At 61.6% G+C, this 23,997-nt stretch carries 24 protein-coding genes; 11 read left to right on the forward strand and 13 right to left on the reverse strand.

The features are described 5' to 3' along the window. Positions 1 to 125 precede the first annotated feature (125 nt). A complete protein-coding gene (locus AC3A5O_RS21685; protein ID WP_003185312.1) occupies positions 126 to 332 on the reverse strand; it encodes a hypothetical protein in 207 nt (68 codons plus the stop codon). Between the two features lie 422 nt (positions 333 to 754). On the opposite strand from AC3A5O_RS21685, the gene AC3A5O_RS21690 reads away from it, so the two are divergent. Then, on the forward strand, positions 755 to 1,036 hold the full coding sequence (locus tag AC3A5O_RS21690; RefSeq protein ID WP_122567093.1) for a hypothetical protein: 282 nt from the start codon (positions 755 to 757) through the stop codon (positions 1,034 to 1,036). 211 nt (positions 1,037 to 1,247) lie between these two features. Here AC3A5O_RS21690 and AC3A5O_RS21695 read toward each other — a convergent pair whose 3' ends face one another. Then, entirely contained in the window at positions 1,248 to 2,414 is a 1,167-nt protein-coding gene (locus AC3A5O_RS21695; RefSeq protein ID WP_122567092.1) for a 1-acyl-sn-glycerol-3-phosphate acyltransferase, read from the reverse strand. Between the two features lie 140 nt (positions 2,415 to 2,554). Here AC3A5O_RS21695 and AC3A5O_RS21700 point away from each other — a divergent pair, with 140 nt between their 5' ends. The 3 genes from AC3A5O_RS21700 to AC3A5O_RS21710 are packed head-to-tail and all read left to right on the forward strand — an operon-like array spanning position 2,555 to position 3,670. Next, positions 2,555 to 2,737, forward strand: coding sequence for a CPXCG motif-containing cysteine-rich protein (locus AC3A5O_RS21700; RefSeq protein ID WP_122567091.1), 183 nt, complete (start codon positions 2,555 to 2,557; stop codon positions 2,735 to 2,737). A 10-nt stretch (positions 2,738 to 2,747) separates the two neighbouring features. Further along, on the forward strand, positions 2,748 to 3,008 hold the full coding sequence (locus AC3A5O_RS21705; protein ID WP_092202539.1) for a putative signal transducing protein: 261 nt from the start codon (positions 2,748 to 2,750) through the stop codon (positions 3,006 to 3,008). A gap of 38 nt (positions 3,009 to 3,046) precedes the next feature. After that, on the forward strand, positions 3,047 to 3,670 hold the full coding sequence (locus AC3A5O_RS21710; protein WP_207964445.1) for an SOS response-associated peptidase: 624 nt from the start codon (positions 3,047 to 3,049) through the stop codon (positions 3,668 to 3,670). Positions 3,671 to 3,965: 295 nt separating this feature from the next. On the opposite strand, the gene AC3A5O_RS21715 is transcribed toward AC3A5O_RS21710, so the two are convergent. The 3 genes from AC3A5O_RS21715 to algW form a co-directional block, all read right to left on the reverse strand. After that, positions 3,966 to 4,685, reverse strand: a complete 720-nt coding sequence (locus AC3A5O_RS21715) for a DUF4198 domain-containing protein (RefSeq protein WP_305468441.1) — start codon at positions 4,683 to 4,685, stop codon at positions 3,966 to 3,968. Between the two features lie 13 nt (positions 4,686 to 4,698). Continuing rightward, complete coding sequence (locus tag AC3A5O_RS21720) at positions 4,699 to 6,804, reverse strand: TonB-dependent siderophore receptor (protein WP_122567087.1); 2,106 nt, start codon at positions 6,802 to 6,804, stop codon at positions 4,699 to 4,701. A gap of 199 nt (positions 6,805 to 7,003) precedes the next feature. Continuing rightward, positions 7,004 to 8,164: a Do family serine endopeptidase AlgW gene (gene algW / locus AC3A5O_RS21725; protein WP_072344423.1), complete on the reverse strand. Its 1,161-nt coding sequence runs from the start codon at positions 8,162 to 8,164 to the stop codon at positions 7,004 to 7,006. 104 nt (positions 8,165 to 8,268) lie between these two features. Here algW and AC3A5O_RS21730 point away from each other — a divergent pair, with 104 nt between their 5' ends. The 3 genes from AC3A5O_RS21730 (at position 8,269) to cysN (ending at position 12,123) form a co-directional block, all read left to right on the forward strand. Further along, positions 8,269 to 9,027 carry a Nif3-like dinuclear metal center hexameric protein gene (locus tag AC3A5O_RS21730; RefSeq protein ID WP_460081866.1) on the forward strand — a complete coding sequence of 253 codons (759 nt, stop codon included), beginning with the start codon at positions 8,269 to 8,271 and terminating at the stop codon, positions 9,025 to 9,027. A 270-nt stretch (positions 9,028 to 9,297) separates the two neighbouring features. Continuing rightward, the gene (gene cysD, locus AC3A5O_RS21735) at positions 9,298 to 10,215 is read left to right on the forward strand and encodes a sulfate adenylyltransferase subunit CysD (RefSeq protein ID WP_003178041.1); all 918 of its coding nucleotides are present in this window, start codon (positions 9,298 to 9,300) and stop codon (positions 10,213 to 10,215) included. A gap of 9 nt (positions 10,216 to 10,224) precedes the next feature. Further along, positions 10,225 to 12,123: a sulfate adenylyltransferase subunit CysN gene (gene cysN / locus AC3A5O_RS21740; protein ID WP_092172079.1), complete on the forward strand. Its 1,899-nt coding sequence runs from the start codon at positions 10,225 to 10,227 to the stop codon at positions 12,121 to 12,123. Positions 12,124 to 12,291: 168 nt separating this feature from the next. Here cysN and yihG read toward each other — a convergent pair whose 3' ends face one another. The 3 genes from yihG to AC3A5O_RS21755 are packed head-to-tail and all read right to left on the reverse strand — an operon-like array spanning position 12,292 to position 15,693. Continuing rightward, a complete protein-coding gene (gene yihG, locus AC3A5O_RS21745) occupies positions 12,292 to 13,200 on the reverse strand; it encodes a 1-acylglycerol-3-phosphate O-acyltransferase, YihG family (protein WP_122567084.1) in 909 nt (302 codons plus the stop codon). Then, on the reverse strand, positions 13,201 to 15,300 hold the full coding sequence (pta, locus tag AC3A5O_RS21750) for a phosphate acetyltransferase (RefSeq protein ID WP_305468435.1): 2,100 nt from the start codon (positions 15,298 to 15,300) through the stop codon (positions 13,201 to 13,203). It lies immediately after the preceding gene. A 54-nt stretch (positions 15,301 to 15,354) separates the two neighbouring features. Further along, entirely contained in the window at positions 15,355 to 15,693 is a 339-nt protein-coding gene (locus tag AC3A5O_RS21755; RefSeq protein ID WP_122567095.1) for a DUF3565 domain-containing protein, read from the reverse strand. On the opposite strand from AC3A5O_RS21755, the gene AC3A5O_RS21760 reads away from it, so the two are divergent. From AC3A5O_RS21760 to AC3A5O_RS21770, 3 genes are all read left to right on the forward strand, one after another. Then, complete coding sequence (locus tag AC3A5O_RS21760; protein WP_018612607.1) at positions 15,662 to 16,147, forward strand: FKBP-type peptidyl-prolyl cis-trans isomerase; 486 nt, start codon at positions 15,662 to 15,664, stop codon at positions 16,145 to 16,147. The genes AC3A5O_RS21755 and AC3A5O_RS21760 overlap by 32 nt on opposite strands. Before the next feature lie 121 nt (positions 16,148 to 16,268). Next, positions 16,269 to 16,751, forward strand: a complete 483-nt coding sequence (locus AC3A5O_RS21765; protein ID WP_122567082.1) for a glutathione peroxidase — start codon at positions 16,269 to 16,271, stop codon at positions 16,749 to 16,751. 303 nt (positions 16,752 to 17,054) lie between these two features. Then, the gene (locus AC3A5O_RS21770; protein WP_305468430.1) at positions 17,055 to 18,158 is read left to right on the forward strand and encodes an NADH:flavin oxidoreductase; all 1,104 of its coding nucleotides are present in this window, start codon (positions 17,055 to 17,057) and stop codon (positions 18,156 to 18,158) included. Between the two features lie 137 nt (positions 18,159 to 18,295). Here the strand turns inward: AC3A5O_RS21770 and AC3A5O_RS21775 are convergent, their stop codons facing one another. Together AC3A5O_RS21775 and cysZ are read right to left on the reverse strand one after the other, a co-directional pair. Continuing rightward, entirely contained in the window at positions 18,296 to 19,495 is a 1,200-nt protein-coding gene (locus AC3A5O_RS21775) for a glycosyltransferase family 4 protein (protein WP_487753706.1), read from the reverse strand. A 39-nt stretch (positions 19,496 to 19,534) separates the two neighbouring features. Beyond that, on the reverse strand, positions 19,535 to 20,290 hold the full coding sequence (gene cysZ / locus AC3A5O_RS21780; protein WP_122567079.1) for a sulfate transporter CysZ: 756 nt from the start codon (positions 20,288 to 20,290) through the stop codon (positions 19,535 to 19,537). Positions 20,291 to 20,599: 309 nt separating this feature from the next. Here cysZ and trxB point away from each other — a divergent pair, with 309 nt between their 5' ends. After that, positions 20,600 to 21,562, forward strand: coding sequence for a thioredoxin-disulfide reductase (gene trxB / locus AC3A5O_RS21785; protein WP_003205459.1), 963 nt, complete (start codon positions 20,600 to 20,602; stop codon positions 21,560 to 21,562). 187 nt (positions 21,563 to 21,749) lie between these two features. Here trxB and AC3A5O_RS21790 read toward each other — a convergent pair whose 3' ends face one another. The 3 genes from AC3A5O_RS21790 to AC3A5O_RS21800 form a co-directional block, all read right to left on the reverse strand. Further along, positions 21,750 to 23,000, reverse strand: a complete 1,251-nt coding sequence (locus AC3A5O_RS21790) for a 2-aminoadipate transaminase (protein ID WP_305482170.1) — start codon at positions 22,998 to 23,000, stop codon at positions 21,750 to 21,752. 272 nt (positions 23,001 to 23,272) lie between these two features. Beyond that, on the reverse strand, positions 23,273 to 23,611 hold the full coding sequence (locus AC3A5O_RS21795; protein WP_305468424.1) for a HopJ type III effector protein: 339 nt from the start codon (positions 23,609 to 23,611) through the stop codon (positions 23,273 to 23,275). Then, on the reverse strand, positions 23,604 to 23,900 hold the full coding sequence (locus tag AC3A5O_RS21800) for a DUF1244 domain-containing protein (RefSeq protein ID WP_305468423.1): 297 nt from the start codon (positions 23,898 to 23,900) through the stop codon (positions 23,604 to 23,606). Before AC3A5O_RS21800 ends, AC3A5O_RS21795 begins: the two co-directional genes overlap by 8 nt. Positions 23,901 to 23,997 lie beyond the last annotated feature (97 nt).

Raw genomic sequence — 23,997 nt, forward strand, 5'->3', positions numbered from 1 at the left:
AGCCCTGTATCCCCTGTGGGAGCGAGCTTGCTCGCGATAGCGTAGATCAGCTGACATTGCGATGGCTGACACGCCGCTATCGCGAGCAAGCTCGCTCCCACAGGGGTTTTTTATGGGTGAGATTTTCAGGCTGCCTGGGAATAAAATTCCAGCACACTGATCCCGGTCAGCAGGTCTGTCTCCGGCAGGTCGGCATGTTGATGGCCGCCGAGGGCGCAATACACCAGCCAATGGCGGTCCTGCACATTGAAGGACAGGCTGTCGACGAGGTTCTGTTGTTCGTCGCTCGGGCTGATGAGATAGAGGCGATCCTGGTTTTCGGCGTGCAGCATGACGGGTTCCGTGCAGGTTTGAAGGGCGACAGAGTGGCCTAATCAGATGACGAAACCGTGACGGGGAAATTAATCCAAGACGTGGTTGCCGACCCTGTAATGACCAAGCCTGCTCAACAAAATGCACACGGCCCGAACGCCTGGCGACGAGCCTGTGGCGAGGGAGCTTGCTCCCGCTGGGCTGCGCAGCAGCCCCAAAACAGGGCCGCTTCGCGCTGGAGCGCCAGCCCGGCCCAGCGGGAGCAAGCTCCCCTCGTCACAATGACTCACACAAGCCTTAAGTGAACAGCATTACAGTGCGGCGGCGGGGTCGTTACTGGTCGGAAAAAACGGCGCAGGGCGTCAGGCTTTCGGTAGAATCCGCGCCCTGTTCATAGGCCACGGGCGTGTCTGTCCTGTCCGTTTTTCGCTTGAGGTTCGTGATGTCGTCGCATCTGTTTTCGTTGTTCGCCGCCCACCCCGCCAAACTGATCAACCTGCTCGCGCTGCTGTTTGCCTGTCCCGGCGGCTGGGTGCTACATGCGACGCGCCGCCGTGAACAACGGGCGCGGGCCTGCCTGCAAGCACGCAATGGCAAGGGCGAGGAACGTTTCGAAGCACTGCTGGACCTGGCCACCCAGCGCATGAACCGATTTTTCTACCGCTTCGGCTTTGGCTGCCTGGCGCTGGCGTTGCTGGTGTCGTGGATCAGTACGCAGTTCTGACGAAGTAGCCGTTTTGATCTGGGACATGGTGACCTGTGGCGAGGGGATTTATCCCCGTTGGGCTGCGTAGCAGCCCTGATCGGTTTGATGTGATCGACCTGACTCACCGAGCTGTCAGGGTTTGGGTCTGCTGCGCAGCCCAGCGGGGATAAATCCCCTCGCCACAGCAAGCTCCCTCGCCACAGGGAACCGGTGTCCGCAGACCTATCGCTTAAAGCGCCAACCCCGCCTTGACCCGATACTGATTACGCACCGGCGTCGCATATTGCAGCACCAGGAACGGCCGGTGTTCCGGCGGGCAAGCGTCCAGCCGGCGCTGCCATTCTTCCTGGGCCTTGGCCAGTTCATCGGCTTCAAACACCTCGGCCGCCGTTGGCACCTGCAACTGCGGGTCGGCGTCGGCCCATTGGGCGTAAGCCAGGTAATGCACCGGGAACAGGCGGTAGCCGCCGAGAATCTGCCGGTCCATTTCCAGGGCCAATTGCTTGGTATCCTCGAACAGCTCGGTGATGGGCGCGGCGAAGTTCACGTGGACCCGGCCCTTATAGCCGGTGATGCCCTTGGCGATGCTCACGTCGTCCTCGCCCGGGGCCTTGGTGTAGGTGCCGGTGGTGGCGCGGATGTACAACTCGCGGGCCTTGGCCTGGTCGCAGGGGTCGTATTCATAGCTGATCGACACCGGCGTGAGGTTCAGCGACTGGATCACCTCGCCGAACGGCTCGTCCTTGCGGCTCATGTGGAACATCTTGAGGATCGCCGATTCGGTCCGGTCGTCACCGTCCTTGGCCCGACCTTCGGCCTGGGCGATCCAGATCGAGGCGCAGTCGTTGCGGATCGAGTGGTTGATGTAGGCCGACAGCAACTGGTACGCCGCCATTTTTTCCCGCCGCCCGGTGATGGAGCGGTGCACGATGAAACTCTTGTTCAGGCGCATCAGGTCGCTGACAAAGGGCTTTTGCAGCAGGTTGTCGCCAATGGCGATGCGTGGCGTCGGCAGGCCGGCGTGGTACACGGCGTAGTTGACGAAGGCCGGGTCCATCACGATATCGCGGTGGTTGGCGATGAACAGGTACGCGCTGCCGGACTTGAATTGCTCCACCCCGGTGTAGGTCACGCCATCGGTGGCGCGCTCGATGGTGTGGTCGACGTAAAACTCCACCTTGTCCTGCAAAGTGGCGACCGACGTCACACCGGCGAACTCACGGCGCAATCTTTGCGCTATAAGGGGTTTGAGCATCCAGCCGAAGGCGCCGGCCAGGCGTGGGAAGCGGAAGTGGGTGAGGATATCTAGAAACGCCTTGTCGCCGAGCAGCCGTGCCAGCACCGCTGGGACTTCGCTGTCGTCGTAAGGTCGGATGGCATCGAATTCGCCCATCATGCTCTCTTGTTGGAAACGGCTAGGGTAAGTAAAGGTTCGGATCGAAAAAACGACGGGGCACGGCCTGGAAGATAAGCCAGACGAAAATAGCCCTGCAAATAGACCGGCGATTATACGCACAAGTCACCTGGGAGACCGCGATGCTGGAAAACGCTCGTTATGATTGTCCCTATTGCGGGGAGGAAGTTGAGACATCCGTGGATTTGTCCGGCGGCGACCAGACCTACATCGAGGACTGTCAGGTGTGCTGTCGGCCGATCACCTTTGTGTTGCAGGTCCATGGCGAGGAATGGCATCTGGAAGTCTTCAGCGAAAACGAATGATGGGGCGCCCATGCAGCGAATCTACGAGCTGGAAAACCTGATGGAAGGTGAATTATTGCAGGGCATGCTTGCCAGCGAAGGCATCACGGCGCATCTGGTGGGGCGCGATCTGCTGGGCGGCGCGGGGGAGTTGCCCATGCAGGGCCTGCTGGGGCTGGCGGTGGAAGACGAGCAGGCGCAATACGCCCGGGAGTTGATCGCCGCGTACAATGCCGCACTGCCGCTGCCCGGCGATGAACCGGACAGCTACCCTGGCACGCTGGTCTGTTAGGCTGGCGGTCGTTTGTTGATCAAGAGTCGTGTTACCCCATGTGTGGACGTTATGCCCTGTTTCGCTGGAACCCCGCCTTCGCGGCCCTGCCCGGCTTTCCCGCCGATCAGAAGGCGCAGTGGAATATTTCGCCCAACGACTCGGTGCTGATGCTGCGGGCTGGCGCCGAGGGCCAGCGTGAACTGGCTCGGGCGCGCTGGGGCCTGACGCCGCCGTGGCTGACCGACCTGTCCCGCACCCCGGCCCATGCCCGGGCCGAAACCGTGGCCGAGCAACCGATGTTCCGCGAGGCCTTGCGCCTGCGCCGCTGCCTGCTGCCGGCCAACGGCTTTTATGAATGGCGCGGTGGCACGCGCAAGCGTCCGTACTGGCTGACGCCAGGGGAGGGCTCGTCGTTGTTTTTCGCCGCGATCTGGGAGGCGTACCCGGTGCAGGAACAGGTGTGGCTGAGCACGGCGGTCATCACCCAGCCCGCGGCGGGTCAACGCCGGCCGCTGATCCTGGACGAAGAAGGCCAGCGCCTTTGGCTCGACCCCGAGACACCGTTGCATGCCTTGCAAGGGCTGCTGGCAAGCGAGCCAGCGCCGCTGCGCGAGCGGGTATTGGCCAACATGGTCAATGATCCGAAGCTCAATGGGCCGGAGTGCCTGACGCCGGCTTGAGTCTTGCGGCGATTGTGCTGGCCTCATCGCGAGCAAGCTCGCTCCCACAATGGGCGGCAGGTGTATTCAAATCTTCCGTACACCCGCCATCCCCTGTGGGAGCGAGCTTGCTCGCGAAAGGAGCGTGACATCCAACATTCATGCAAGCTGACCCCCCGCTTTCGCGAGCAAGCCCGCTCCCACAATAGGCTGCCGGTGTCTACAAAAAATGTGTTCACCGCTATTCCCTGTGGGAGCGGGCTTGCTCGCGATGGCGCCGTGTCAGTCAACCTCGCTCCCACATTAGGTTCTGGGGTTACTCGTGGTGCGGTTCGCCTAGGAAGGTCAGCGAGGTGAATACACCACGGGTGGCCACGTCCTTGTTGTCTTTGAGGGCAATTTCCATCTGCGCCGCGATCACATTCAAGCCCTCGTTGCGCACCAGCACCTTGGCCCGGCCTTCTGCGTCGGTTTCCGCCGAGACGGTGTCCGGCGCGCTGCGGTAGTCGCCCACCAGTTTCACACCGGCCGCCGGTTTGCCGTCCAGCAGCACCCGCACCGGCAATGACTGGCCCGGACCTACGGTCAGCGGGTCGACTTCCGGCAGGATCACGAACTTGATCGGTGCAAGCGCCGGCAGTTTCGCCCCCGGCTCATAGATCGCCAGGCTGTACTTGAACGTTTGGGTCGACTCGATCGCCCCGGGCACTTTGCTGCGGCCTTCGTTGATCCATTTCTTGTCCGCCGTCTGGGACCACATGCCATTGTCCAGCGCCACCGCCAGCACGGCCGGGGGCTTGAGCGGTTGCAGACGGGCGTGGTCCGGTAGGCGCTCTACGGTGACCGGAATCATCTTGCCGCCCAAGTCATAGGCCCAGGCACCGCTGATTTTCTGCGCTTTGAAGGCATTGTCTTCGGCGCCGTGGCCGTAGATCACTTCGATGTTGCCGCGGCGCTGCTCGGTCCACAGGCCATGGGCCGAGGCTTGTGTGGCCAGGAGCAGGCCGAGCAGGACGAAGGTCTTGGGGTGTTTCATTGCGATTTTCCTTTTACAGAGCGAGGGTAAGACTGATGGTGAAGTTGCGCGGATCGCCGGGGGTGACCCAGTAGTTGCTGTAGGCGCGCTCGTAGTATTTTTCGTCGAAGACGTTGTTCAGGTTCAGGCCCACGGTGACGTCATCGCTGGCCTTGTAGTGGGCCAGCAGATCCACGGTGTGGTAGGCCGGCAATTCGAAATCCTTGCCGGCTTCGCCCGAACGATCGCCGACGTACGTGAACGCCGCGCCGACATCCGAACCGCGCAGGTGCCCATCCTGGAATTCGTAGACCCCCAGCAGGCTGCCGCTGTGTTTGGCAACGCCGAGGATCCGGCTGCCGGTGGGATTGTCCCGGTCACCCTGGGTCACTTCGGCATCGATGTAGGCATAGGCGCCGATCACCCGCACGGCGTCGGTCACCTGCCCCGTCACCTGGAGGTCGATGCCCTGGCTGCGGGCCTTGCCGATGGCGCGGCTGAAGTCGGTCCCGGCGACCGGGCTCAGGACGTTTTCCTTCTCTATATGGAATGCCGCCAGGGTGGTGCTCAGGCGGTCGTCGAACAACTCGCTCTTGATCCCCACTTCATAGCCGACCCCTTCCTCGGGATCGAACGTCTTGCCGCTGGCATCCAGGCCATTGTTGGGCTTGAACGAGGTGGAAGCGTTGGCGAACAGGCCGACTTCGGGGGTCAGTTGATACAGCAGGCCGGCCCGCTGCGTCAGGGTGTCGTGGCGCTGGCGGCTGGTTTTACTGCGGGTGTGATCGTCGATGCTCTGCTCGAAATGCTCATAACGCACGCCAAGCATGCCCCGCAGCTTGTCGGTGAAAACGATCTGGTCCTGCAGGTTCAGCGCGCGGCTTTGCACATGTTCGAAGAAGTCGGTGCCGGTCCGAGCACCATTGGGTTTCGGCTGGCCGTAGATCGGCTGATAGATGTCGATGGGGTAGGTGCTGCCACCGATGGTGGTCACGCGCTCGTTCTTGCGGTAGTCCTCGTATTCGCTGCCGATCAGCAGTTCGTGCTGCCACGGGCCGAGGTCGAACAAGCCGCGCAATTCCAGTTGGGTGATGCTGTCATGCCAATTGTTGTCGCGCTCGCGATAGCGGCGGTTCACCGTGTGGCCGTCGGGGTTCAGCGGACGCGCTTCGGAGGCGAAACCCCAGAGTTCCCCCTGCTTGTAGTGGCTGGCCAAGCGCAACTGCCAAGTGTCGTTGAGCTGATGTTCGAGGGCGGCCTGGAGCATGTTGTTGTGATTGTCGATGTCGCCGTCGTTGGGTTCGCCCAAAAAGGTCGAGCGGGAAACGCCGCTCCAGCGATTGTTCGGGGCGACGATGCCACGGTCGAACGTCGAGCTGTGGCGCACGATTTCGCTTTCCACCAGCAACCGCGTGTCGGGGTTCAATTGCCAGCTGATGGAAGGCGCGACGAAGACGCGCTTGCTGTCGACGTGATCGCGAAAGCTGTGGTTGTCCTCGACCGCCAGGTTGACCCGCGACAGCAACTGGCCTTCGGCGTCCAGGGGCGTGTTGACGTCCAATGCGGTGCGGTAGCGGTCCCAACTGCCGGCGCTGGTCTGCAGGGTGGTGAAGGCTTCAGGCTGGGGTTTCTTGGTGACAATGTTCACCGTACCGCCGGGATCGCCCCGGCCATACAGGCTGGCGGCCGGGCCCTTGAGCACCTCGATGCGTTCGATGTTCGCCGCGTCCGGCGTGCTCGGATAACCGCGATTGGCGCTGAAGCCGTCCTTGTAGAACTCCGACGTCGTAAAGCCGCGCACGCTGTACTCGTAAAGCGTCAGGCCACCGAAGTTGTTCTGCTTCGACACGCCGCCGGCATATTCCAATGCCCGCTCGACGCTGGTGCTGCCCAGGTCCTTGAGTACGCTGGCGGGAATTACACTGATCGATTGCGGGATGTCGCGCAGGGCCGTGTCGGTTTTGGTTGCACTGGCAGAGCGGGTGGCACGATAGCCCGTCACGGGGCCAGTGGGCGATTCGTACTCGGATGTGACGCTGATGGCGTCCAGTTCCAGGGGCTGGATTTCTTCGGCGTAGGCGGGATCGCCGAGCAGGCCCAGGGCGAGACTGGCAACGGAAATCCGTTTTAGGGATGACATGTTATGTTGTTCCAATTTTTAGTATTGAAATAATATAACACTACTAATGAGAATTCATGCTATCTGTATTTTCGAGGGAAATACGGATGGATTGTCAGGGGGATCACTCTGGAGGGGCGGGTAGGATTTTTTTGTGGCGAGGGGATTTATCCCCTCGCCACAGGGATTTGTTTGGCCACTTCAGGAAGCGTTGCGCGGTTTACTGCTCTTCTTTGAGCACCACCGGCGCCGGCGGTGGGCGCAGGCCAATTTCAGCGGTGAGCTTGAGCTCCTTGCCGTTGCGCATGACCTGGATCGTCACTTTGTCGGTGGGCTTGATCCGCGCCACCTGGTTCATCGAGCGGCGGCCATCGCCGGCCGGTTCGCCATCGATGCTCAGGATCACATCGCCCAGTTGCAGACCGGCCTTCTGCGCCGGACCGTCGCGGAAGATCCCCGCCACCACGATGCCGGGCCGCCCGGACAAACCGAAGGATTCCGCCAGTTCCTGGGTCAGCGGCTGGACTTCAATCCCCAGCCAGCCACGGATCACCTGGCCGTGTTCGATGATCGACTTCATCACTTCCATCGCCAGCTTCACCGGAATGGCGAAACCGATGCCCTGGCTGCCGCCGGACTTGGAGAAGATCGCCGTGTTGATCCCGGTGAGGTTGCCGTTGGCATCCACCAGTGCGCCGCCGGAGTTGCCGGGGTTGATCGCGGCGTCGGTCTGGATGAAATCCTCGTAGTTGTTCAGGCCTAATTGATTGCGCCCGGTGGCGCTGATGATGCCCATGGTCACGGTCTGGCCAACGCCGAACGGGTTGCCGATGGCCAGGGCGACGTCGCCGATGCGGATGCTGTCGGAGCGGCCGATGGTGATGGCCGGCAGGTTCTTGAGGTCGATCTTCAGCACCGCGAGGTCGGTTTCCGGGTCGCTGCCGATCACCCGGGCCAGGGTTTCACGGCCATCCTTGAGGGCCACCACGATCTGGTCGGCACCGCTGGTGACGTGGTTGTTGGTCAGGATGTAGCCTTCCGGGCTCATGATCACACCCGATCCCAGGCTTGATTCCATGCGCTTCTGCTTGGGCGAGTTGTCGCCGAAGAAGCGCCGGAATTGCGGGTCTTCGAACAGCGGATGGCTGGGTTTGTTGATGACCTTGGTGGTGTACAGGTTCACCACCGCCGGCGCGGCGGTGGTCACGGCGTCGGCATAGGACACCGGCCCCTGTTGCACCGCCTTGGTTTGTGGCGCCTGCTGCAGGTTGACGTCGAGGCTCGGCAGGCCGACCCATTCCGGGTAGCGCTGGATAATCAGTAGAGCGACAAGCACGCCGGCCAACAGCGGCCAGCCGGAAAAACGCAGCGCCTTGAGCATTAAGCACGTCCTACAAAGGTTGCAGGCGGTATGAGACCGCCCATAATGTCGCGCATTATACGAGGCCGCGCGCGCCTCTGAACGGGATATTTAGGAGTCTTTTCATGGCCGTAGCCCTGAACACCCTGGTTGAAGAAGCGGACCGTTACCTGGCCAGCAGTCGGATTGCCGATTATTGCCCCAATGGCCTGCAGGTCGAAGGCGCGCCCCAGGTGATGCGCATCGTCAGCGGCGTCACCGCCAGCCAGGCACTGCTCGATGCGGCTGTCGAGGCCGAGGCCGACCTGGTGCTGGTGCATCACGGTTATTTCTGGAAGGGCGAGAACCCTTGCATCACCGGCATGAAGCAGCGTCGCCTCAAGACGTTGCTCAAGCATGACATCAGCCTGCTGGCTTACCACTTGCCCTTGGACCTGCACCCCGAGGTGGGCAACAACGTGCAACTGGCTCGCCAGTTGGACATCACCGTCGAGGGGCCGTTGGACCCGGATAACCCCAAGGTTGTCGGCCTGGTCGGCTCCCTGTCCGAACCGATGACGGCGCGGGACTTCGCGCGCAAGGTCCAGGAAGCCCTGGGCCGCGAGCCCTTGCTGATCGAAGGCGAGCAGATGATCCGCCGGGTCGGCTGGTGCACCGGCGGCGGCCAGGGGTATATCGATCAGGCGGTACTGGCCGGTGTCGACCTGTACCTCAGTGGCGAGGCCTCGGAGCAGACATTCCACAGCGCGCGGGAAAATGGCATCAGCTTCATCGCCGCCGGGCATCATGCGACTGAGCGCTACGGCGTGCAGGCGTTGGGTGAGTACCTGGCGCGACGCTTTGCCCTGGAGCACATCTTCATCGATTGCCCGAACCCCATCTGACTAACGCTGAACCAAATGTGGAAGCGGGCCTGTGGGAGCAAAGCTTGCTCGCGATGACGTCGGCACATGCAACGCCGCTATCGCGAGCAAGCTTTGCTCCCACAGAGTTCACTGGCTCCCCCAGAACTCACCGCAACGCCCGAACCACCAGGCATATCCATATGCTGTTTCGATCTAGTTGGCGCCCTGATTAGAAGAGGTCGCTGTGCTAGGATTCCCCGCTCGAACACGGCCCGCTGGCCGTTCATAAGAAAGTTTTCGTGAGTAGCCATGGTCGACAAACTGACGCATCTGAAACAGCTGGAGGCGGAAAGCATCCACATCATCCGCGAGGTGGCCGCCGAGTTCGATAACCCGGTGATGCTGTACTCCATCGGTAAAGACTCCGCCGTGATGCTGCACCTGGCACGCAAGGCGTTCTTCCCCGGCAAGCTGCCGTTTCCGGTGATGCACGTCGACACCCGCTGGAAATTCCAGGAAATGTACAAGTTCCGCGACCGCATGGTCGAGGAACTCGGCCTGGACCTGATCACTCACGTGAACCCGGACGGCGTGGCGCAGGGCATCAACCCGTTCACCCACGGCAGTGCCAAGCACACCGACATCATGAAGACCGAAGGCCTCAAGCAGGCCTTGGACAAGTATGGTTTCGACGCCGCGTTCGGCGGTGCCCGTCGCGATGAAGAGAAATCCCGCGCCAAGGAGCGTGTGTACTCGTTCCGTGACAGCAAGCACCGCTGGGACCCGAAGAACCAGCGTCCGGAGTTGTGGAACGTCTACAACGGCAAGGTCAACAAGGGCGAGTCGATCCGGGTATTCCCGTTGTCGAACTGGACCGAGCTGGACATCTGGCAGTACATCTACCTCGAAGGCATCCCGATCGTGCCGCTGTACTTCGCCGCCGAGCGTGAAGTGATCGAGAAGAACGGCACGCTGATCATGATCGACGACGAGCGCATCCTCGAGCACCTGTCCGACGAAGACAAAGCCCGTATCGTCAAGAAGAAAGTGCGTTTCCGTACCCTTGGCTGCTACCCGTTGACGGGCGCGGTGGAGTCCGAGGCCGAAAGCCTGACGGACATCATCCAGGAAATGCTCCTGACGCGAACTTCCGAGCGCCAGGGCCGGGTCATCGACCACGATGGCGCAGGCTCGATGGAAGATAAAAAACGTCAAGGTTATTTCTAAGGGGCTGTCATGTCGCATCAATCTGATTTGATCAGCGAGGACATCCTCGCCTACCTGGGCCAGCACGAGCGTAAAGAGCTGCTGCGCTTTTTGACCTGCGGTAACGTCGACGACGGCAAGAGCACCCTGATCGGGCGCCTGCTGCACGACTCCAAGATGATCTACGAAGATCACCTGGAAGCCATCACCCGCGATTCGAAGAAAGTCGGCACCACCGGTGACGATATCGACTTGGCGTTGCTGGTCGACGGCCTGCAGGCCGAGCGCGAGCAGGGCATCACCATCGATGTCGCGTACCGCTATTTCTCCACCGCCAAGCGCAAATTCATCATCGCCGATACCCCGGGCCATGAGCAGTACACCCGCAACATGGCCACCGGTGCGTCCACCTGTGACCTGGCGATCATCCTGGTGGACGCCCGCTACGGCGTGCAGACCCAGACCCGTCGCCACAGCTTCATCGCCTCGTTGCTGGGCATCAAGCACATCGTCGTGGCCATCAACAAGATGGACCTCAAGGACTTCGACCAGGGCGTGTTCGAGTCGATCAAGGCCGACTACCTGAAGTTCGCCGAAGGCTTGAAGATGAAGCCCACCAGCATGCACTTCGTGCCGATGTCCGCCCTCAAGGGCGACAACGTGGTGAACAAGTCCGAGCGTTCGCCGTGGTACACCGGCCAGTCGCTGATGGAAATCCTCGAGACCGTGGAAGTGGCGGGCGACCGCAACTTCACCGACCTGCGTTTCCCGGTGCAGTACGTCAACCGTCCGAACCTGAACTTCCGCGGTTTTGCCGGCACCCTCGCCAGCGGCATCGTGCACAAGGGCGACGAAGTGGTGGTGCTGCCGTCGGGCAAGAGCAGCCGCGTGAAATCCATCGTCACCTTCGAAGGCGAGCTGGAACACGCAGGCCCTGGTCAAGCGGTCACGCTGACCATGGAAGACGAGATCGACATCTCCCGTGGCGACCTGTTGGTGCATGCCGACAACGTCCCGCCGGTCACCGACAGCTTCGAAGCGATGCTGGTGTGGATGGCCGAAGAGCCGATGCTGCCGGGCAAGAAATACGACATCAAGCGCGCCACCAGCTATGTGCCGGGCTCGATTGCCAGCATCGTCAACAAGGTCGATGTGAACACCCTTGAAGAAGGCCCGGCCAGCGCGTTGCAGCTCAACGAAATCGGCAAGGTGAAGATCGCCCTGGATGCGCCGATCGCCCTGGACGGTTACGAGAGCAACCGCACCACCGGCGCGTTCATCGTCATCGATCGCCTGACCAACGGTACGGTCGGCGCCGGCATGATCGTCGCCCAGCCGCTGACCCACGGCAGCAGCACGCACCACGGCAAACTCGCCCATGTGTCGGTGGAAGAACGCGCCCAGCGCTTCGGCCAGCAACCGGCCACGGTCTTGTTCAGTGGCCTTTCGGGCGCGGGCAAAAGCACGCTGGCCTACGCGGTCGAGCGCAAGTTGTTCGATTCGGGCCGTGCGGTCTTTGTCCTCGATGGCCAGAACCTGCGCCATGACCTGAACAAGGGCCTGCCCCAGGATCGCGCCGGGCGGACCGAGAACTGGCGCCGTGCGGCCCATGTCGCTCGTCAGTTCAACGAAGCCGGCCTGCTGACCCTCGCCGCGTTCGTTGCGCCGAGTGCCGAAGGGCGTGAGCAGGCCAAGGACCTGATCGGACGTGAGCGTCTGCTGACGGTCTACGTCCAGGCTTCGCCAACGGTGTGTGCCCAGCGTGACCCGCAAGGGCTATATGCCGCCGCTGGCGACAACATCCCGGGCGAATCCTTCCCGTATGACGTGCCGCTGGATGCCGACCTGGTGATCGACACCCAGGCGCTGACACTGGAAGAGAGCGTCAAGCAGGTGCTGGATCTGCTGCGCAAGCGTGGGGCGATCTAAGGACCGCCGCTGTAAATAAAAAAGCCCGCGGATGAGTGATCATCCGCGGGCTTTTTCGTTGTCTGGAGGGACGCCATCGCGAGCAAGCTCGCTCCCACAGGGTATGTGTGAACACCACAAATCGACTGTGGGAGCGAGCTTGCTCGCGATGACGCCAGTACAGGCGCCTCAAGACTTGCAGGGATACTCCCGATGCATCTGTTCCAACAACGCATCCTTGTCCTGCCACAACTGGTTGATCCAGCCCTGGAACTCCAGGCGATACACACCGTCCTGGTCATAGTTCTTGCCGATGAACTGCGGTGGGATCTTCAGCTCCTGGAAATGCACCACCACTTCCCCAACGTTGCCGCAGAGCAAATCCCAATACCCCGGACGCCCGCCCGGGTAATGGATGGTCACGTTGATGATCGATTCCAGTTGCTCGCCCATGGCATCGAGCACGAAGGCGATGCCGCCGGCCTTGGGCTTGAGCAGGTAGCGAAACGGCGATTGCTGCTGGGCATGCTTGCCGTCGGTGAAGCGCGTGCCTTCGACAAAGTTGAAAATGCCTACGGGGTTGTCGCGAAACTTCGCGCAGGTCTTGCGGGTGGTTTCCAGGTCCTTGCCTTTCTTTTCCGGGTGTTTTTCCAGATAAGCCTTGGAGTAACGCTTCATGAACGGGAAGCCCAGGGCCCACCAGGCCAGGCCGATCACCGGCACCCAGATCAGTTCCTGCTTGAGAAAGAACTTCAACGGCCGGATGCGTCGGTTCAGCACGTACTGCAGCACCATGATGTCGACCCAGCTCTGGTGGTTGCTGGTGATCAGGTATGAATGCTGGTAATCCAGGCCCTCCAGGCCGCTGAGGTGCCAGCGGGTACGACGCAGCAGGTTCATCCAGGCCTTGTTGTTGCTGATCCAGGCTTCATGGATGTGGCTCATCAACCAGTTGGTGAAGCGCTGGGCGGTGGGGAAGGGCAGCAACAGCTTGAAAATTGCCACGATGAACAGCGGTGTGCAGCAGGCGATGGTGTTCAGCGCCAATAGCAGCGAGGCAATGACGCCGCGCAAGGGGGCAGGCAGGAAGTCCAGCATTTAAATATCCAATGGTCGGTTGGCGGCTTGGATCGCGGTCAGGGCGATGGTGTACACGATGTCGTCGACCTGGGCGCCGCGGGGCAAGTCATTCACTGGTTTGCGCAAGCCTTGCAGCATCGGCCCGAGGCTGACGCAATCGGCGCTGCGTTGCACGGCCTTGTGGGTGGTGTTGCCGGTGTTGAGGTCCGGGAAGATGAACACCGTCGCCCGGCCGGCCACCTGACTGTTGGGCGCCAATTGTCGCGCCACGGTTTCGTTGGCGGCGGCGTCGTATTGCAGCGGACCGTCGATCAGCAGGCCATGCTGGGCCTCGTGGGCCAGCAGGGTGGCTTCGCGGACTTTTTCCACCTCTTCGCCACTGGCCGACTCACCGCTGGAATAGCTGAGCATCGCCACCCGCGGCGTAATGCCGAACGCCGCGGCCGAGTCGGCGCTTTGCAGGGCGATTTCCGCCAGTTCCGCGGCGCTGGGGTGTGGGTTCATCACGCAGTCGCCGTAGACCAGCACTTCTTCGGGAAACAGCATGAAAAACACCGAGGACACCAAGGAGCAACCCGGCGCGGTCTTGATCAGTTGCAGCGCCGGACGGATGGTGTTGGCGGTGGAGTGAATGACCCCGGAGACCAGTCCGTCCACTTCATCCAGGGCCAGCATCATGGTGCCGATGACCACGGTGTCTTCCAATTGCTGCTCGGCCATCGGCGCGTTCAGGCTTTTGCTCTTGCGCAACCTCACCATCGGCTCGACATAACGCTCGCGAATCGAATCCGGGTCGAGAATCTCCAGCCCCGGCGGCAACTCGATGCCTTGGGCGCGGGCCACCGCTTCGACGTCGGCCGGTTTTGCCAACAACACGCAGCGGGCGATGCCCCGGGCCTGACAAATGGCGGCGGCCTGGACGGTCAGCGGTTCGCTGCCTTCGGGCAGCACGATGCGTTTGTTGGCGGCCTGGGCGCGCTGGATCAACTGATAGCGGAACACCGCCGGTGACAGGCGCATTTCCCGTGGCGTGCCGCAGCGTTGGTGCAGCCAGTTGGCGTCCAGGTGGCTGGCGACAAAATCGGTGATGATCTCCGCACGTTCGCGGTCATCGATGGGAATTTCCTTGTTCAGGCCGTTGAGCAGGTTGGCGGTGTCATAGGAGCCGGTGCTCACCGACAGCACCGGCAATCCTGCCTGCAAGGCGCCGCGGCACAGGTCCATGATGCGTGGGTCGGGTAGGGTGTCACTGGTCAGCAACAGGCCGGCCAGGGGCACGCCGTTGATCGCCGCCAGGCTCACGGCGAGGATGATGTCGTCACGATCGCCGGGGGTCACCACCAACACGCCAGGCTTGAGCAGTTCCACGGTGTTGCGCATGGTGCGGGCGCAAATGATGATGTTGCTCATGCGCCGGGTTTCGTAGTCGCCGGCATTGAGCACCTGGGCGCCCATCAGGTCGGCCACGTCGCGGGTGCGCGGGGCGTTGAGTTCAGGGCGAAACGGGATGCAACCAAGCAGGCGGAAATCGCCACTGCGCAACAGGGGCGAGTGCTCCTTGAGTCGTGCGGAAAACGCTTCCATGCTTTCCTCGGTGCGGACCTTGTTCAGGATCACCCCGAGGACTTTCGGATCTTTAGGCCCGCCGAACAATTGAGCCTGCAACTCCACCCGCCCGGAAAGCTCGGTCAGCACTTCGTTCTCCGGTGCCGACACCAGGATGACCTCGGCGTCGAGGCTCTTGGCCAGGTGCAGGTTGACCCGGGCGGCGTAGCTGGCGTTGCGGGTCGGGACCATGCCTTCGACGACCAGCACGTCCTTGCCGATGGCCGCTTGCTGGTACAGGGTGATGATTTCTTCCAGCAACTCATCGAGCTGGCCGTCGCCAAGCATCCGCTCGACATGAGCCAAACCCAGGGGCTGTGGAGGCTTGAGGCCATGGGTGCGGGCCACCAGCTCGGTGGAGCGCTCCGGCCCGGTGTCGCCGGGATGCGGCTGGGCAATCGGTTTGAAAAAGCCGACTTTCAGCCCGGCCCGTTCGAGGGTACGCACCAGCCCGAGGCTGATGGAGGTCAGACCTACACCAAAATCGGTGGGTGCGATAAAAAAAGTTTGCATGCGAATTCTCTAAGGGGGAATGGCGCGACCTATGACTGGTCGTCTACCCACAATTCAGTCGCCAAGGTTATCGCTAACCGGGCCTTGAGCGCACCAGCCGCAATCAAAGGGCTGGCCTATTTTTTCAATACGTTGCGCCGAGTCCAGTACCCAGGCCCGGGATTGCCACGGGGGTTGGTGGCGCAGGTGCTGGGTATGGCCACAGGACAGCTCGGCCACCCAGTGCCCGTCCTCGTCCTGATGGAAACCGATGACCGTCGGTCTGTTCGAGCAGGCCCGTTTGTCCGGGTTCCGTTCGCTTTCGGGCAAATCCTTGTTTAGACTTGTCCGTTCTTCATTCTTATGCAAAAGGTCTCGCCCCATGCTGATCGCCGCCAATAAGGCTGTCTCCATTGACTATACCCTGACCAACGACGCTGGTGAGGTCATCGACAGTTCTGCCGGCGGCGCTCCGCTGGTCTACCTGCAAGGCGCAGGTAATATCATTCCAGGCTTGGAAAAGGCTTTGGAGGGCAAAGCCGTCGGTGACGAGCTGAAAGTGGCCGTTGAGCCGGAAGACGCCTATGGCGAATATTCCGCTGAACTGGTCAGCACCTTGAGCCGCAGCATGTTCGAAGGTGTGGATGAGCTGGAAGTGGGCATGCAGTTCCACGCCTCGGCGCCCGACGGCCAGATGCAGATCGTCACCATCCGCGACCTGGAAGGCGACGACGTCACTGTCGACGGCAACCACCCGTTGGCCGGCCAGCGCTTGAACTTCCAAGTCAAGATCGTCGATATCCGTGACGCCAGCCAGGAAGAAATCGCCCATGGTCACGTCCATGGCGAAGGCGGCCATCACCACTGATTTCTGCGCTACGCTCAGGTAATCAGTGAACTGGAAAGGCGCCCTATGGCGCCTTTTTAGTCGCTTGCTGTTAGCATCGCCCATGTCTGTTTCAAAAGATCCGCAAACCCTGGAGTTCGTCATGAGTGCTTTCCACGACCTTAAACTGAAAGCCCTGGATGGTCAGGAGCTTGCTCTGGCACCGTTCAAGGGGCAAGTCGTGCTGGTGGTCAACGTCGCCTCCAAATGTGGCCTGACGCCTCAGTACGCGGCGTTGGAAAGTCTCTATCAGCAATACAAGGACAAGGGGTTCAGCGTGCTGGGCCTGCCCTGCAATCAGTTCGCCGGGCAGGAGCCTGGGACCGAGCAGGAAATCCAGGAGTTCTGCAGCCTCAACTATGGCGTGACGTTCCCGCTGTCCAGCAAGCTGGAAGTGAATGGTCATGATCGTCATCAGTTGTACCGCCTGCTAGCGGGCGAGGGGGCCGAGTTTCCCGGGGACATTACCTGGAACTTCGAGAAATTCCTGGTCGGCAAGGACGGTCGGGTGCTGGCGCGTTTCTCGCCGCGCACGGCGCCGGATGATTCTTCCGTGATCCAGGCGATCGAAAAAGCGCTGAGCTGAAGCCATGCGCTGGACCCTTGTGGCGAGGGGATTTATCCCCGCTGGGTTGCGCAGCAACCCCATCAACTGCGACCGGGCCTTTCTGACACGCCGAGTTAGCAGGTTTTGGGGGGCTGCTTCGCAACCCAGCGGGGATAAATCCCCTCGCCACAGGTTTTGCACCCGGCTGGGCATTCGGCTCAATCCCGACAGTCGCGATCTTCTAATCCTTAATCACCCAAATCAATAGTGCTACCCAGCACCCTGCACGGCACATATTATCCTCGTCATATCGACCTGTGACGTTGTCCCGTGGAGTGCCCAATGCCTGCAAAAGCCCTGTTCAAACCCTTCCACCTCGGCGCGTTCGAATTGCCGACCCGGGTGGTGATGGCGCCGATGACCCGTTCCTTTTCGCCGGGCGGCGTGCCGAACGCCAAGGTGGTCGAGTACTACCGTCGCCGTGCGGCGGCCGGGGTCGGCTTGATCATCACTGAGGGCACGACGGTCGGGCACAAGGCCTCCAACGGTTATCCGAACGTACCGCATTTCTACGGCGATGCCGCGCTGGCCGGTTGGAAACAGGTGGTCGATGCGGTGCATGCCGAAGGCGGCAAGATCGTTCCACAGTTGTGGCACGTGGGCAGTGTGCGACGCATCGGCACCGAGCCGGACGCCAGCGTGCCGGGTTATGGTCCGAGCGAAAAGCTCAAGGACGGCCAGGTGGTCGTCCACGGCATGACCCAGGCGGATATTGATGACGTCATTGCCGCGTTCGCCCAAGCGGCAAAAGATGCCCAGAGCATTGGCATGGACGGGGTGGAGATCCACGGCGCCCACGGTTACCTGGTGGACCAGTTTTTCTGGGAAGGCAGCAATCAGCGCACGGACGGTTATGGCGGCAGCCTGGCCAACCGCTCGCGCTTTGCGATCGAATTGATCCGTGCCGTGCGTGCCGCCGTAGGCGAGGGCTTCCCAATCATTTTCCGTTTCTCCCAATGGAAGCAGCAGGATTACACCGCGCGGCTGGTGCAGACCCCCGCAGCCTTGGGCGAATTCCTCAAGCCGTTGTCCGAGGCGGGCGTGGATATTTTCCACTGTTCGACACGGCGTTTCTGGGAGCCGGAATTCGAAGGCTCCGAGCTGAACCTGGCCGGTTGGACCCGCAAGCTCACCGGCAAGCCGACCATCACCGTCGGCAGCGTTGGCCTGGATGGCGAGTTCCTGCAGTTCATGGTCAACACCGACAAAGTCGCGCAGCCGGCCAGCCTGGAAAAACTGCTGGAGCGCTTGAACAACGATGAGTTCGACCTGGTGGCGGTGGGGCGTGCGCTGCTGGTGGATCCGGACTGGGCGCAAAAAGTCCGTGAAGGGCGCGAGCAGGAGATCTTGCCGTTCAGTCGCGAGGCTTTGATGACCCTGGTTTGAGTATCGCCTGAACTGACGCCATCGCGAGCAAGCTCGCTCCCACAGGGGCGGGCGGCCGGACACAGATATCGCGTTCGCTGAAGATCCAATGTGGGAGCGAGCTTGCTCGCGATGGCGATATCAGTATCACCGAATAATTAACGCACAGTTGGTGTAACAGGCATCACCTGCTCACCCACGCAAGCCCCGCGCAACTGCGTCTCGAATTGCTCGATCACCGCCGCCCAACCCTGGCGACTGGCATGCTGGCGCGCATTGAGCCGCACGCAACGCAAGGTCTCGCGCTCTTCCAGCAGCCAACGGGCGGCATCGCAGAACGCCTCTTCATCCCCCGGCATCGCCAGCACGCCGTTATAGCCGTGGCGAATATGTTGCGCCGCCGCGGCCTGATCGTAGGCCACCACGCCCAGCCCGGACGCCAGCGCCTCCAACACCACATTGCCGAAGGTTTCGGTCAGGCTCGGAAAGACAAACACATCCCCGGACGCATAGTGGCTGGCCAACGCCTCGCCCCGTTGCGAGCCGCAAAAGATCGCCTCGGGCAATGCCTGCTCCAGCTCGGACCGCTGCGGGCCGTCGCCGACCACCACCAGCTTTATCCGTCGCCCCGGAAAAGCGCTGCACAGCGTGTCGAAACTGCGCTTGAGCAGCCCCAGGTTTTTCTCCGGTGCCAGGCGCCCGACATGGAGCACGGCGATGTCGTCGTCGCCCAGGCCCCACGCTTCGCGCAGGCTCGACGAGCGCTTGACCGGATGGAACAGTTGGCTGTCCACGCCCCGGGACAACAATGCCACGCGCTCGAAGTGTCGTCGCTCCAGTTCCAGGCGCTGGCTGAGACTGGGCACCAGGGTCAGGCTGGAGCGGTTGTGAAACCAGCGCAGGTAATGGGTGAGCATGCGACTCAACAGCCCGAGGCCGTACTGCTGGGTGTATTGCTGGAAATTGGTGTGGAAGCCACTGACTACCGAGATGCCCAGGCGCCGTGCCGCCCGCAGTGCCGACAAGCCCAGCGGCCCTTCCGTGGCGATGTAGAGCACGTCCGGACGATGACGTTTCCAGCGCCGGAGCAGCTTGTGCATCGACGCCTGGCCCCACTGCAGCCCCGGATAACCCGGTAACGGCCAGCCCCGGCACAGCAGCAACTGCTCGTCACCGGCCTGGCGTGGGTCGTCGACCTGGCGCGGCCGTATCAGCTCGACCTGGTGCCCGCGGGCGCGCAAGCCGTCGTACAGGCGGCCCAAGGTATTGGCCACGCCATTGATTTCCGGCGGGAAGGTTTCGGTGATCAGGGTAATGTGCAGGGGTGTGGTCATGACCCCAGTGTCGACCGGGGCCATTTCGTCATTGTGACGACAGGATGATGGATTTGTGACGGCTCAGCCCTGGCGGGCCAACGCGGTCTCGGCACCTTGCTCACGCACCCAGAACAAGGTCGCCCCGGCCACCGCCGCCGGCATCATCAGGATGTTCACCACCGGGATCAGCAGCACCAAATACACGCTGCCGCCAAAACCCAGGCTCTGCCAGCGTTTTTCCCGCAGCCAGGCGAGCATTTCGTTCCAGCCCAGCTTGTGGTTGTCCGCCGGGTAGTCGATGTACTGGATCGCCATCATCCACACGCCGAACAGCAGCCACAGCGGTGCCGCCACCAGATTGACCACGGGGATGAACGACAGCACGAACAGCCCCAGGGCGCGGGGCAGGAAATAGCCGAGCTTGCGCGCTTCCCGACCGAGGGTCCGCGGCACCATGGCGATCAACTCGGCCCAACTGAAGGCCGGGAAGTCGTCGGTGCCACGGATGACCACTTCGACTTTTTCCGCGAGAAAACCGTTGAATGGTGCGGCGATGATGTTGGCGAGCATGGTGAAGGTGAAAAACACCATCAGCACGACGAGCACCACGAACAGCGGCCAGAGCACATAGCTGAGGAAACTCAGCCACTCTGGCAGCGACGGCATCAGCGTATCGACCCAGAGGCTGAACTGATGGCCGGCCAAGTAAATCAATCCGACGAACAGCACCAGGTTGATCGCCAGGGGCAAGAGTACAAACAGGCGCAGGCCCGGGCTCAGGACCAGCTTGAGGCCTTCTTGCAAATATTGCGGGCCGGACAGGACGGGGGCGGGCATAGGTGGCTCCGAGCGAAATGAACGCGCCGACCTTACCGGCTTTGCCCCGCCTGGGAAAGCGGCGACATGGCGTGTAACAACGTTTCTTGAGGCGAAGGCGCCTATTGAAAGGCTTGCTGCAGATAGAGCTCACCTATGAGCTGGATTGTTAAACCGTATTTCCTTAATCTTCGCTCCCTCGATACGCTGCACCCATTCTTTTCCAGGACTGTCGAACCCAAGCCTTCCCCAAGTGCGTCAACGGTCCTTTTTATTCGCGCCGCTCACCCGGCGTTCCGGCCCGCAAGGTCCGGTCAACAGGAGCAGGTCATGTCTGAAGTGCGTCATTCGCGAGTGATTATTCTCGGTTCCGGCCCTGCCGGCTACAGCGCTGCGGTTTATGCGGCCCGTGCCAACCTCAAGCCGCTGCTGATCACCGGCATGCAGGCCGGCGGTCAATTGACCACCACCACCGAAGTCGACAACTGGCCGGGCGATGTCCACGGCCTGACCGGCCCGGCGCTGATGGAGCGCATGAAGGAACACGCCGAGCGTTTCGAGACCGAGATCGTTTTCGATCACATCAATGCCGTGGATTTTGCCGCCAAGCCGTACACCCTGACCGGCGACAGCGCGACCTACACCTGCGATGCCCTGATCATCGCCACCGGCGCCAGTGCGCGTTACCTGGGTCTGCCGTCGGAAGAAGCCTTCATGGGCAAAGGTGTTTCCGCCTGCGCCACCTGCGACGGTTTCTTCTACCGCAACAAGCCAGTGGCTGTGGTCGGTGGCGGCAACACCGCGGTCGAGGAAGCGCTGTACCTGGCCAATATCGCCAGCACGGTCACCCTGATCCACCGTCGCGAAACCTTCCGCGCCGAGAAGATCCTGATCGACAAGCTCAACGCCCGTGTCGCTGAAGGCAAGATCATCCTCAAGCTCAACGCGACCCTGGACGAAGTGCTGGGCGACAACATGGGCGTGACCGGTGCCCGCCTGAAGAACAACGACGGCAGCTTTGACGAGATCAAGGTCGACGGCGTCTTCATCGCCATTGGCCACACGCCGAACACCTCGCTGTTCGAAGGCCAACTGGAACTCAAGGACGGCTACCTGGTGGTCAAGGGCGGTCGCGACGGCAACGCCACTGCCACCAGCGTCGAAGGTATCTTCGCGGCTGGCGACGTGGCCGACCACGTCTACCGTCAGGCGATCACCTCGGCCGGTGCTGGTTGCATGGCAGCCTTGGACACCGAGCGTTACCTGGATGGCCTGCAGAACGCTTCGTTCTGATTTATCGGGCATTAAAAAACCGGCTTCGGCCGGTTTTTTTATGCCTGGATATCTGCCGGCGAACCCCTGTGGGAGCGAGCTTGCTCGCGATGGCTTCAGGTCAGTCGACATGGATGGTGACTGATACACCGTCATCGCGAGCAAGCTCGCTCCCACAGGGTTTGTGTGCAGTCAAAAACACTGCATTTCAGGCCAGCTTCGCCAGGCACGCTTCCAGAATATCCAACCCCTCTTCCAGCACGGCCGGCTCGGTCGTCAACGGCGCCAGCAGTCGAATGATGTGCCGCGATTTACCACTGGGCATCAGCAGCAGGCCCGATTCCCGTGCGAGGGCCAGCAGTTGGGTCAATTGTGCCGAAGCCGGGGTACCGTCGGCGTGGCTCAGTTCGATGCCGCGCATGGCGCCGACGCCGGTCAGGCGACCCAGGTAAGGACTCAGCCCGCGGTTGCGCCAGGATTGGTAGCGGCTGACGATCGCCTCTTCCTGTTGTGCACCCCAGGCGCGCAGGTTGGCGTCGGTCATTTCGTCCAGAGTTGCCAGTGCGGCGGCGCAGGCGATGGGGTTGCCCGAATAGGTGCCGCCCAGGCCGCCCTTGGGCAGGTTGTCCAGCAGTGCTTTTCGTCCTACCACGGCCCCCAGGGGCACGCCGCCGGCAATGCTTTTGCCCAACAGGATCAGGTCTGGTTCGATGCCCAGCCGGGAGAAGGCAAAGCGCTCGCCGGTGCGGCCGAAGCCCGACTGGATCTCATCGATGATCAGCACAATGCCCTTGTCGTCGCAGAACTGCCGCAGGGCCTGGGCGAAGGGCACATCCATTGCCAGGAAGCCAGCTTCGCCCTGTACCGGCTCGACGATGAAACAGGCGACGTCGTTTACGTCGATCTCGACGCTGAACAGCCGCTCCATGGCCTTCAAGGCCTCTGCGCAGGTGACACCGTTGTCCTGGCTGGGGTAGGGCAGGTGATAGACCGGCCCGGGCAGGACGCCGACTTTCTGTTTGTAAGGCGCGACCTTGCCGTTGAGGTTGAGGGTCGCCAGGGTGCGGCCGTGAAAGGCGCCGTCAAACGCGATCACCGCGGTACGGCCCGTGGCGCCCCGCACGATCTTCAAGGCGTTCTCCGCCGCCTCGGCACCGCTGTTGGTGAGCATGCCGCTGACCGGGTAATCCAGCGGGATAAACGCCGCCAGGCGTTCCATCAACTCAATGTAGGGCGCGTGAGGGGCAGCGTTGAAGGCGTAGTGAGTCAGCCGGGTAGCCTGTTCGCGGATCGCCTCGACGATGCGCGGATGGCAATGCCCAAGGTTCAACACACCAATGCCCCCGACAAAATCGATGTAGCGTTTGCCGTCGGTGTCCCAGACCTCGGCATTCTTGCCGTGGCTGAGACTGACGGGGTGCACGATGGAGATCGATTGACTGATGGTGTCGCTGCTCATGGATGACGGCTCGGACGAAGGAGAAATTTCCGTTATCTAAGCCGCGAGCAGAGGGGCCCGGCAAACGAAATAAAGTTGCTGGGTCAATCTTAAAAGTCGGGATGTGGAGCGGAAGGATTTATTTGGGGGAGGAAGACCTGTGGGAGCATGGCTTGCCCGCGACGAACGATAACGCGGTTCGGCTGTTAAACCTCGGCGCGCCCATCGCGGGCAAGCCATGCTCCCACAGATGAATTCCCTCGCCACAAAAGAGGGTTGCAAGAGTCTGTGGATCAGCGCCGTTGCAGTGGCGGTGCCTCGAACTGCACACCTGCCAGCCCATGGATCATCAGCGCACGGATATTGCCGTGATCACTGCCTTCGGGCGTGGCCAGCACCGAACGGTAATGTTCGCCAAATGCCAGCAGCGCTTCTTCATCGCTCAAGCCTTCGAGCAGCGCCAGGCCCAGGGTCTTGCACGAACCTTCGTTCTGCCCGGCGGCGTTTTCCACGCCGCCGTTGTTGAAGGCCTGGGGCTGGTAGTCGTAGCCGGCGGCGATAAAGGCCAGGGTGTCGGCGAAGGCATGTTCACCGCTCTTGAGGCGGGTACGCAGGGTAGCAAGATCAAGCATCGGGTTTTCCTTTGGCGAACGCCGCCTGTTGTTCGGCGCTGGCTTCTTTCTGGTATTGGGCTTTCCACTCGGCGTACGGCATGCCGTAGACCACTTCGCGGGCGTCGTCGAGGCTGACGTCCACCTGGCGTTCATCGGCGGCGGCCTTGTACCACTTGGACAGGCAGTTGCGGCAGAAGCCGGCGAGGTTCATCAGGTCGATGTTCTGCACATCCTTGCGGCTGTCCAGGTGGGCAACCAGCCGACGGAAAGCGGCGGCTTCGAGTTCGAGGCGTTGTTGGTCGTTCATGGTGATCTCTGCGAGACAGCTTCAAGTTGTAAGTTTCAAGCTGCAAGTGGGTATGCGGTCTTCAGGCTTGAAGCTTACAGCTTGAAGCTTTTAGCGG

Source organism: Pseudomonas sp. Soil_N_39 (genome assembly GCF_057655955.1).